The organism is Streptomyces sp. NPDC030222, from assembly GCF_055573115.1.
This window is the reverse complement of the sequence record NZ_JBVICA010000046.1, coordinates 1-9,304: the sequence shown is the minus strand read 5'-3', so window position 1 is coordinate 9,304 and position 9,304 is coordinate 1. Positions and strand designations below refer to the sequence as shown.

At 69.2% G+C, this 9,304-nt stretch carries 8 protein-coding genes and 2 pseudogenes; 4 read left to right on the top strand and 6 right to left on the bottom strand.

Features of this window, described 5'->3' with window-relative positions:
• Positions 1-274 precede the first annotated feature (274 nt).
• On the top strand, positions 275-736 hold the full coding sequence (locus tag ACZ4Z5_RS33050; RefSeq protein ID WP_468269929.1) for a hypothetical protein: 462 nt from the start codon (positions 275-277) through the stop codon (positions 734-736).
• Between the two features lie 95 nt (positions 737-831).
• Here ACZ4Z5_RS33050 and ACZ4Z5_RS33045 read toward each other — a convergent pair whose 3' ends face one another.
• Positions 832-1,776, bottom strand: coding sequence for a helix-turn-helix domain-containing protein (locus ACZ4Z5_RS33045; RefSeq protein ID WP_468269927.1), 945 nt, complete (start codon positions 1,774-1,776; stop codon positions 832-834).
• 402 nt (positions 1,777-2,178) lie between these two features.
• Here ACZ4Z5_RS33045 and ACZ4Z5_RS33040 point away from each other — a divergent pair, with 402 nt between their 5' ends.
• Complete coding sequence (locus ACZ4Z5_RS33040) at positions 2,179-4,056, top strand: hypothetical protein (RefSeq protein ID WP_468269925.1); 1,878 nt, start codon at positions 2,179-2,181, stop codon at positions 4,054-4,056.
• Positions 4,057-4,193: 137 nt separating this feature from the next.
• On the opposite strand, the pseudogene ACZ4Z5_RS33035 reads toward ACZ4Z5_RS33040, so the two are convergent.
• The 5 genes and pseudogenes from ACZ4Z5_RS33035 to ACZ4Z5_RS33015 form a co-directional block, all read right to left on the bottom strand.
• Positions 4,194-4,313, bottom strand: a pseudogene (locus tag ACZ4Z5_RS33035) (ATP-binding protein); the annotation flags it as partial.
• Positions 4,314-4,409: 96 nt separating this feature from the next.
• Positions 4,410-4,748, bottom strand: coding sequence for a hypothetical protein (locus ACZ4Z5_RS33030; protein WP_468269923.1), 339 nt, complete (start codon positions 4,746-4,748; stop codon positions 4,410-4,412).
• A 1,015-nt stretch (positions 4,749-5,763) separates the two neighbouring features.
• The gene (locus ACZ4Z5_RS33025) at positions 5,764-6,843 is read right to left on the bottom strand and encodes a zeta toxin family protein (RefSeq protein WP_468269921.1); all 1,080 of its coding nucleotides are present in this window, start codon (positions 6,841-6,843) and stop codon (positions 5,764-5,766) included.
• A 30-nt stretch (positions 6,844-6,873) separates the two neighbouring features.
• The gene (locus ACZ4Z5_RS33020) at positions 6,874-7,107 is read right to left on the bottom strand and encodes a hypothetical protein (RefSeq protein WP_468269919.1); all 234 of its coding nucleotides are present in this window, start codon (positions 7,105-7,107) and stop codon (positions 6,874-6,876) included.
• 173 nt (positions 7,108-7,280) lie between these two features.
• Positions 7,281-8,051: a hypothetical protein gene (locus ACZ4Z5_RS33015; RefSeq protein WP_468269917.1), complete on the bottom strand. Its 771-nt coding sequence runs from the start codon at positions 8,049-8,051 to the stop codon at positions 7,281-7,283.
• Between the two features lie 252 nt (positions 8,052-8,303).
• On the opposite strand from ACZ4Z5_RS33015, the gene ACZ4Z5_RS33010 reads away from it, so the two are divergent.
• On the top strand, positions 8,304-8,687 hold the full coding sequence (locus ACZ4Z5_RS33010; RefSeq protein WP_468269915.1) for a hypothetical protein: 384 nt from the start codon (positions 8,304-8,306) through the stop codon (positions 8,685-8,687).
• A 259-nt stretch (positions 8,688-8,946) separates the two neighbouring features.
• Positions 8,947-9,304, top strand: a pseudogene (locus tag ACZ4Z5_RS33005) (hypothetical protein); the annotation flags it as partial.

Below are 9,304 nucleotides of genomic sequence, written 5' to 3'. Positions count from 1 at the left end.
CCGGTGCCGGCGGGCAGCCTCCTGTGTGAAGTGTGCCGGCGTCCGCTGGATCCGCTGCTGGCAAAGACCCGTCGCCACATCCTCTGCTGAGACGCTGTCGCCGTACTCGTTGAAGTGCTCAGCCAGGTACAGATGAACGTGCTCGGCTTGGTGGCCAGCAACCGGTCAGCCTTGTGGCGGGGGACCTCTGAGAAGGTGCTTCTTGTTGTCTGAGCCGGGGAGAATAGATGATCGACTCATGCCTATGAGCCGAGGTGCCTTCGACGACGTCCCTTTGACCACGCTCTTCCCTCTCCTATCGCCTGCCGACGTGGAAGCCCTGAGGCATGCGGCCCGCGCCGTCGATGCGGCTCGCGTCGATGGAGACGGGGCGAAGTGGGAATGGGCAGTGCAGCACGCGGTCTTCCCGGGCACGCAGCAGGGGACGCCGCTCATCCTCGGCCTGGATGTCGTCGAGCGTGCGGCTATCGGCGATCAGCTGGAGTTCCAGCTTTGGGTGGTGTGGACTGGCCTGGGCCAGCTCGCAGTCGAGGCGGCGGTGAACGTGGCCTGCTGGTGCGACACCGATCACGCCACTCATGACCTCGGCGCTCTCAGGCTGGTCGTCGGCGAGGAGAACTCGCTGCCCGGCGCCTTCCAAGCAGGCGCTGAGCGTCTGATTGGATGGCTGGCCGACCCTCGCGACGCGGACTACTGGCGCGCCCGAGCGGGTCTGTCCGCCCGCCAGCCCTGCTAGGAAGCTGGCGGGGCGACGACGGGGATTTGGCTGTGGTCAGGCCGCGTTGGTGTCGCGTTCGATGGAGGCGAGCCGGAGCCAAGTCTCTTATGGGGTTACAGGCAATCGTTAGTCACGTCCCAGCAGGTCTCCTCGGGGAAGGGGGTGCTGGTACTGGCCGGTGGCGTGTTCGGATTCGACGGCGGCGAGGGGTTCGGACCCGGCTCCTCAGGAAGCCATGTGGGCTCGGAGTCGGAAGGCCCCGGATCCGGGGTGTCTTCGGCGGGTGGCGTCGGTGCCGGGGTCCTGCTCGGCGTCCGCTTCGGTGACGGCATCTGAACGGTGTCCTGGGGCGCGGTGGGCTTGGATGTCGTCGGCTTCGCCGGGGCGTCGGGGGCTGGGGACTGGGTGGTGGTGACCGTGACCGTGGCTTTCGGCGGGGTCACCTGGTTTCCGCGGCCGTCGTTGGGCAGCAGGACGAAGCCCGTAACAGCGCCCGCCAGCAACAGCACGACGACAACGCTGAGGGCTGCTACCAGAGCGGTTCGCCGCCTGCGGCGTCGGTCCGTCCCGGTGGCTGCCTCTCCCGACAACGTTTCGTCCGCGCCCATGGCGGTCGCCGCACTGCCTGACGTCTCACCAGCAACGGCAGCCTGGTGCTGCTCATCAGACAACGGGCCCCGCTCAGGCGGCGCAGGCTGTGCATCGTGGTCGGAATTTTCCTGGGCTGCTGTACCGCTGGTCTGCGGCCCGGCACCAAGAACCGCGGCCGGCAGGGGATCGGAGGCGACGGCCAGGCGCCTGCGTGCAGATACCCAGATCTCGACCGTGTCCGGGTCGCCGCCGCAGGCACGGACGTAGGTGGCGACGAAGTCCTCCCGGGGCAGCTCCGTGCGGTTGAGCACCCCGGAGACCGTCGCGCGGGGAAGGGCCTCGCCGGTGCTGGAAGCCCGTCGCTCCAGATCCCGCAGGCTCAGCCCGGCCCAGTTTCGGAACTGACGCAGCAGCACGACGAACTCGGCGGCCGTCGCTACTAACTGGGGCTGGGGTGCCGGCTCCATGACCACTCCTGCTCGTTCACATGACGAATGAGGCCAGTCTGGCGACCTTTTGCTTCCCGTCCCACCAGATTCCCTGGTTCCGTGAGGTGTCCGGGACTGTCCCACCAGGCCCGTTCACTTCGGCCGGCCACCCCACGGTCCCGGTCGCGACAAGCCCGGACCGCGTGCGCCGGTTCGGTGTTCCCCTTGCCGCGCGGCCTCGGACACCGGTGCTGACCAGGCCGGACGGGCCCGGACCGTTCCGGACGCCCAATCCGTTGCCCGGCTGCTGGAAGCCGCTGAAGACTCTTCTCACCGCCCCGCACACCCCCGGTGACGTGCCGCCGCACGCCGTCGTGCCGACGCCTGTCCGGCGCCGGGGTCCTGAGGGCGGTCACCACCACAGCAGTGAGGAGATCCTTTATGAGCAGTCCTGCACACCACAGCCAGAACGGACACCGGGCAGCGCTCCCGTGGCCGACCCGGGTCCAGCGCCGCTGGCCCACGACATGGCGGCTGGCGTTCGTGGCGCTGGTGGCCGCGCTGGGCTTCGTCCTGGCCGGCCCCGCCACCACGGCCTCGGCCGCGCCGCCCCCGCCCCCGCCTTCGGCGGCTGACTCCCCCTCCGGCAAGCCCAGCTTCTGGAACAGGATCATCGCGAAGATCAACGGGAAGATCATCGAGTACACGGTCGAGGACGCGCTGGACCCGCATGCCCCTGACTACATCAGGAAGTCGATCAAGCAGATTGCCGTCAAGCGGATCCTGACCCAGATGACGAAAGGCTGGCCTTCGTGGAAGGAACTACCGTCCGCCCTTCTCGAAGACGCCAACGAGCTCCGCAAGCGCAAGACGAAGACCCTCGAAGGCCGCAAGAAGCAGGTGACCGAAGCCCAGGACAGGATCGGCGAGGCGAAGAAGAAGGTCACCGAGGCCAGGACACCCGAAGACAGGAAACTGGCCGAGGAGGAGCTGGCCAGCGCGCGCCGGCACTACAAGAAGGTCGCCGCCCAGCTTCGGGACATCAAGGCGACACAGCCCGAGAACATCCCGGCCCGGATCAAGGGCCTGGACAAGAAGATCGGCAAGCTGGAGGAGAAGGCCGCCCGTCTGGAACGGGAGATGGACCAGCACACGAAACCCCGCGACCGGAAGCGGGTCCAGCAGCAGATCGACGGCGTCCGCGAGAAGCTTGACCAAGCCGAACAGGAGCGCAAGCAGCTTCAGGGAGACCGCGATGGCGACGGGGACGCCGACGGGACCCCGGCCAAGCGCGGCCCGAAGACACCGACGCAGGGCCCGGATTCCACCAGCGCCAAGACCCCGGAGACGCCGACGGTCAGCAGCACCAAGCAGACGCCGAAGACGGCGATCAACAGTACGAAGATCCCGCCGAAGGCCCCCACGATCACCGGCATGAAGCCGCCGCGGCTGCCTGTCCGGCCGGGGATTCGCAGTGGTCGCGGCGCCGTGCTCGAGCAGATCGGCGAGCTGGCCGGACAGGCCGTCAGGGAGGAAGCAGACCGGCACAATCAGGAGGTCCTGCAGGACGCGCTGAACGATCCCGCGAAGGCCCAGCGCCTGGTCAACGAGTACCAGGAGCGCGAGGCGATGAATCCGTTCGAGCAGATGGGGCGGGCCTTCACTGGCAAGGAGTTCACCGATGGCGAGCTGCTCGCGAACGGGCCCACGCTGATCGAGGTGCGCAAGACGCACGACAGGGTGACGGCGAAGGCCCGCAAGTCCAACGCCGACCCGCTGTACCAGCAGGCGCGCAAGGAGTGCGGCGGATACGACACCTGCGTCACCGAGCGCACCCGCAAGCTCCGCGAGAAGAACGCCAAGGACATCGCCGAGTCCGACAAGAAGGCCCGTAAGTCCAATGCCGACCCGCTGTACCAGCAGGCGCGCAAGGAGTGCGGCGGATACGACACCTGCGTCACCGAGCGCACCCGCAAGCTCCGCGAGAAGAACGCCAAGGACATCGCCGAGTCCGACAAGAAGGCCCGTAAGTCCAATGCCGACCCGCTGTACCAGCAGGCGCGCAAGGAGTGCGGCGGATACGACACCTGCGTCACCGAGCGCACCCGCAAGCTCCGCGAACAGGCGAAGGACAGCGCCAAGGGGGACGTCGGCAAGGGCAAGCACGACCAGGACGACACCCGCGGACACAACTCCCACAAGACGTCGGACAGCAAGAAGAAGACGGACACCTCCGACCACCGCAACGACCGGGATGGCCGCGACCAGCAGAAGCACACCAGCCCGGCGAAGAGCAAGCATGAGAACAAGGCCGTCTGATGGTCGAGTGGATGGTGTGCGGCACAGCTCGCTGTATGGCCAACGCGCGACACCGCCGACGGAGGCCGAGGCGACCGCAACGGTGGCTACGCCGGCTGCCCGGGGAAGCATGGCGGACATCCTCGGCTGGGAGCCATGATGAGCCGGTCCAGGAGGGACTCGGCGACGACGGGGTTGGGGAAGAGGGGATACCAGTCGCTGGGTGCCCGGTCGCTGGTGTTGATCAGCGAGCGTCCCCGCCGCTCCGAGACGAGTTGCCTGTTCCGGCATGGTTGGTAGTGGCAAAGCCGGCGGGTGGGAGCCGGATCAGCGCTTGCTGTCCGGTCCCCACCCGCCCGCCGGGCCGGGTGCCGTCAGTGGTGCTGGTACAGCTCCACTCGCTCCGCCGCGTATGTGCCGTCCGTCAGGAGCGCGTCGGTGAGCTCGAACCGTTCGGGGCCGGCAGGGCCGGGCCAGGTGACGGCTGTCCCGGCGGGCTTGCTGCTGGGCAGGTGGACGGGCTGTCCGTCGGCGGCCCTCGCGCCGAGCAGGGTGTAGGTGCGCACGGGGCCCGCGGCCGCCGTTGTCGCGGCCGCGGCGGTACCGGCCCGGTCGGCCCGGCGCACACGGACCCGGCGCCAGATGAAGACCGCTGCCAGGACCGTGAGGCCGCCGAGCGTTTCCGCCGTCCAGCCGGTGAGTACGTCGTACATCTCGGTGTCCTTCTTCTACGTGCCGATGAGGGGCGGAGCAAGGCGGGCCGACAGAGCTTGCGTCTCGTGCTGGCCGCCGGACGGCACCGTGCGGGACCGGAGGGTTAGCCCCGCAAGCCCGGTCCGTGCGGCCGGCCGTGCTCCACCCCGTCGCGGGCGAGCGCCCGCACTGGACAGGAGCGGGCGGCGCAGCAGAGGCGCCGTGTTGATACTGGCCCTGGATAAGGCCGGGACGGGGGTGTTCTGCGGCGGCAGGGTCATGGAACGTCGCTCCCTCGGTAGGTGATTGGTGCGTGGGGGCCACAGTCCGCGGTGACGGCCGCCTCCTCCAGTTCTCGCGAAAATCCGTTCCAGGCCCCTGGACAGGGGTGACTGAGACGAATTCGCGAGCGCTTGACGGACAGACCTCGCGGGGTGGCGGCAGCACGATGGACGAGGAGCGGGTTAGCCGCGCAACCCCGGCTTGTGGACCTCAGAATCGATGGGCCGGAGGGTCCATTCAAGGAATCGCGGTACCTAACCTGGGGCTGTGACCTGCGGTTTCGTCTGTGACGGAATGCCGTCCGGGTCTTGAACGAGCCGCGTAGCACTGCTACGGGTAAGCCGCGCAAGAGGAGGCTTGCCCAACCTCTGGGCAGGCTTGAGGCAGAGGCGCCTGGCCGACGGTCCGGTTACAGGTGGGCCGGTCCGCCGCCGTCCGGCGGGCTGGGGAGGACGGCTGGTTCGGACGCGAGGGTTAGCCCCGCAAGCTCTGTCCTCCGCCCCTTCTGGGCAGCTCCCGGCTCGCCGGTCTATGGCAACGGTGGACCTGTGGGTGTCTGCCCATCAGGAGCGGGGCAACGCTGCCGAGGCCGCAGGCCGAAATCCTGCGCGGTTTCAGCCCAGAGGTGACTGCTCGTTCAGCGGATCGAGGGCGGCGGGCGCCCGTCCGCGCAGGGCGCCAGCCACGAGCGAGGCTGGCGCCGCCACCGGCTGGGACAGGACCCCCGCTGCTGTCGGCGGGGGTCCTGTCCCGTCAGCGGCCTCGTCCCCGAGCGCGCTGTTGGTCCTGCTGCCGTGCCGCAGCGGCGGCCTGTCCGGGCAGCTGCTTGGTCCCCGCGGCAGGTCGGCTGGTGCGCGGCTTGGCGGTGACCGACCTCGCCCGGGCGGCCGCGGTGCTCACGCGCATGCCCGCCTCGCTGCTTCGGTGCTGCAGGGCGGGAGCGTGCGGGCCGGGCGCGGGGTCCTGGGCCCAGGGGCCGCGGTCGAGTTCGATCAGGCCGGTGAGTGCGCCTTCGGCGTAGAGCCGCTCGGCGTTGGCCCGGGCCACGGAGAACGAGGCCGCCGCGCCCTGCGGGTACAGGGCGCGGATGAGCGGTTCGGGGGCCATGCGGCCGCCGTAGGCGTTCCGGCCTTCGTCGAACGCGATGCGGCCTTCCTGCCAGCGCAGGGCGTTCTGCTCCAGTGAGGTCTGCATCGGCACTTCGACGCTCAGCACGACCCTCTCGGCGTATCCCTCCCGGTTCAGGTCGCCGAGCAGGGACCGCGTCCAGTCGAAATTGCTCATGACGCCGTCGTAGAGCAGGTTGAAGCCCTGCTTACGCGCCCATCCTTCGAATCTGTCCTGGAGGTAGGCGCTCTCGCGGTGCACGAGCGGCGCCAGTTCGGCCGGGGCCAGCTGCCGCCCGCCGGGCAGTACGCAGGCCTGCGGGGGCAGGATGGGTGCGCCGCCGTGGCGGACGATCGCCTCCTTGAACTGGTCGCAGTCCAGCACCACGTACTGGCTGGGGTCCATCCCGTGCGCGTGGGCCAGGGCCCGGCCGAGCTCAGTGTCGTCGCCCTGGCGGGTGCGCAGCAGCTGCAGGGACGTTCCTTTGGCGGCGCCCGGCGGTCCTGAGGTCAGCAGCACCGCCTTGCCGTCGCGTGGGAGGTTCGAGCAGGCGTCCTTCGCCTCGTCCAGGATCGCGCGGTGCAGCCGCATCCGTCCCTCCGTCCATTCTCCGTCCTGGTGGTGTCGGCCGTAGGTGTCGGCGGGGCCGGTTGCCAGATCCCCGGTGGTGAAGCGGTCCTGCAGGTGCCGGTAGAGGGCGCGGTACTCCGCGCGCAGCACGTCCATGCCGTGGTCGAATCCCCCTCGCCCGCCCGGTCAGCGGGACTGCCGGCGGCGGAAGATCTCCCGGTAGTCCTCCTCGGAGATCTCGTCGTCGAGCACCGCTCCCGCCAGGACGTCGGCCGTGTTGTCCTGGTGGTGCGGCAGGGTGTGGGTGGGGTCGAACTCGCTTTCCTCCAGCGGCCAGGCCGCGACGGTGTTGATCATCTCTTCGCGGCTGACCTCTCCAGCCGCGTAGCTGGCCAGGTACGCGCGCAGCGATGCTGTCATCGAGTGCTCCTTCCGGGGCCGCGTCTGCGGCCATCCTGTGGTGGGGTGCTGCGGAGTTGATCTTTCACCAGCGGTGCCCGTCCCAGCGCCGGGGGTGAAGCTGCCCGAGGGCCAGCCTCATGATTGCTTCCGGTCGGTTTGTGGTGGTGGGGTGCGGGCAGAGGGGCGGTGCGCTACGCGCTCCCCTTGGCCGTGAGCAGGGCGGCGTACTCGCGGTCCCCGGCGGCGTCGCCACGGCACCGCTCGCTGCGGGCGCGGTGCTCGTCGGCTAGTTCCGGTTCGGCGCCGGTGAGCTCCTCATACAGTGCGGCCGCCTGGTCCGTCAGGTCGGCCTGGGCCCGAAGGGCCTCGGCCCGGGAGGAGTCGGACGCCGCGGCATCGGTAAGCCTGCGGAACTCGGTGGCTCGGTCGTTGATTTGGTGTCCGAGGGTGTCGAGCTGGGCGTGCAGGGCGGCGGCGCGTTCGCGGCGGGCGTTCTCGGCGGCCTCGGCCCCGGGGAAGCGGACGGCGTCCAGGCCGGAGCTCACCGCGTCCGTCGGGTGGTCCGGGTGCAGGCGGGCGTACACCTCATCGAGGCGGGCTGCGGTATCGAGCGTGGCGTAGGGGGAGTTGCGGCCGAGCGCGGTACGGCCGTGCGCGGCCCAGGCCGAGACGGCCCCGGCCCAGCGTTCGTGGGCGGCCTGCTTGCTGATGCCGGCGGCGCCGGCCAGCTGGGTCCAGGTGGTGCCCTCCTCCCGTTCGACGATGACGGCGCGCTCGATCAGGGTGTCCAGGCGTTCCTTCAGGGCAAGGGCCTGGCGCAGCCGCTCACCCCGCGGGGCGTCGGGGTGGACGGGCATGAGGGCGTAGGCGAGCTCGCCGAGTTTGTCGGCGGTGAACGCGAGGGAGACGCGGGCCTCGTCGCGCGGCGACAGCACGGCCGGTGCCGGAGTGGTGTCGGTCATGCCGTCAGGCTAGCCCTGACAGTGCGAGCACGTCAGGTAGTTCCTGACGAATGACCGAATCGAGGCTACCTTTACTGCCACTTCTCGTCAGGGCAGGCTTGATTCTCGGCAAGGTCAGGTTCACCTTGACGGGTTTCCAGATTTCGCGGACCGAGGCGTCTTGGCTTGGATAATGTGCGCTGTCCACCGTGACAAAACGGGTCATAATGTCTGATCAGCGCTTATCCCGCCAAGAGTAGGGGGACCCCCCTGGTGCCAGTCACTGCTACGACGACGCTCCGCTACACCTGCGAACTCACCTGCGGGGACGTCGACGCCCTGCATGCGTTCTTCCAGGCGCGCATCGAAGAGGTACGCCAGCGCCATGAGTTCCGCAGCCTGGAGTACGCAACCGCTCAGTGCCTCGACATGATGCTGGAACGGAAGTTCAAGGAGTTGCGCAAGGCGTTCCAGTACGACGATGGTTCTCGTGAGGTTCTGGAGGTTAAGGACCGGCACTGGACCGAGCTGTGGCTGGTCACCCTGCCGTGGCGTCAGCACCCCGACTTCGATGCGCTCCGCTGGCGATCCGCACAGTTCCGTGATGCCGCCCACGAGGCACAGATGGCCGCCTGGCACCGATCCCAGCTGCGCTGACCACAAGTCGAGGGCACCCGCCGTCCGCCGTTGGGTCCTTTGTTTACGAATGACGCCGGACGACTCGCGGCTCAGACAGAGGTGGCCCCTCGCCCCGGCAGCAGATGTTCACCACTCGGGAGGCGCCAGTGCCTGGTGCTGTTCGATTGCGGCGGTTCCGGAGAGTGACCGGCAGTCCTCTATCAGTCGGCTAGTGCTGTGACCGGGAGGGTGTGCCGGGGCGCGGTGCTCGTCGCGTGCGGGCCCGTAGCCTGGCCGAATGCCCGACGACATCCTGGCCTTGTGGTCCCTCGCCCCCGCCTCCGAGACCGACTGGCTCGCCGGGCTCACCCAGGACGACGGTCTCACCGGCTACGAGGTACCCGGGAAGCCCGACGCCGCCTGGGTGCTCGGCGGCATGTACGAGCGCGGGCCAACCGCCAAGGATTCGGTGAACCGCAGCCAGGGCCGGGACGAGCACCCTGGCCCGGGTTGGGAGCGGCTGCGCTGGGCAGAGTTGGCTGCCCGCATCGGTGATCCGGTCGTACCGCAGGGTCTGTATCCCTGTTTTCGCTGCTTCCCGTCCATGAAAGCTGCGGGCATCAGGCCCGGCTCCATCGAATGGCCCGCCGAGGGCA

Coding starts and splice junctions, on each gene's coding strand:
- ACZ4Z5_RS33045 (WP_468269927.1), bottom strand. CDS start 1,776: ATGGAGCCGGCACCCCAGCCCCAGTTAGTAGCGACGGCCGCCGAGTTC.
- ACZ4Z5_RS33015 (WP_468269917.1), bottom strand. CDS start 8,051: ATGACCGACACCACTCCGGCACCGGCCGTGCTGTCGCCGCGCGACGAG.
- ACZ4Z5_RS33040 (WP_468269925.1), top strand. CDS start 2,179: ATGAGCAGTCCTGCACACCACAGCCAGAACGGACACCGGGCAGCGCTC.
- ACZ4Z5_RS33030 (WP_468269923.1), bottom strand. CDS start 4,748: ATGTACGACGTACTCACCGGCTGGACGGCGGAAACGCTCGGCGGCCTC.
- ACZ4Z5_RS33020 (WP_468269919.1), bottom strand. CDS start 7,107: ATGACAGCATCGCTGCGCGCGTACCTGGCCAGCTACGCGGCTGGAGAG.
- ACZ4Z5_RS33025 (WP_468269921.1), bottom strand. CDS start 6,843: ATGGACGTGCTGCGCGCGGAGTACCGCGCCCTCTACCGGCACCTGCAG.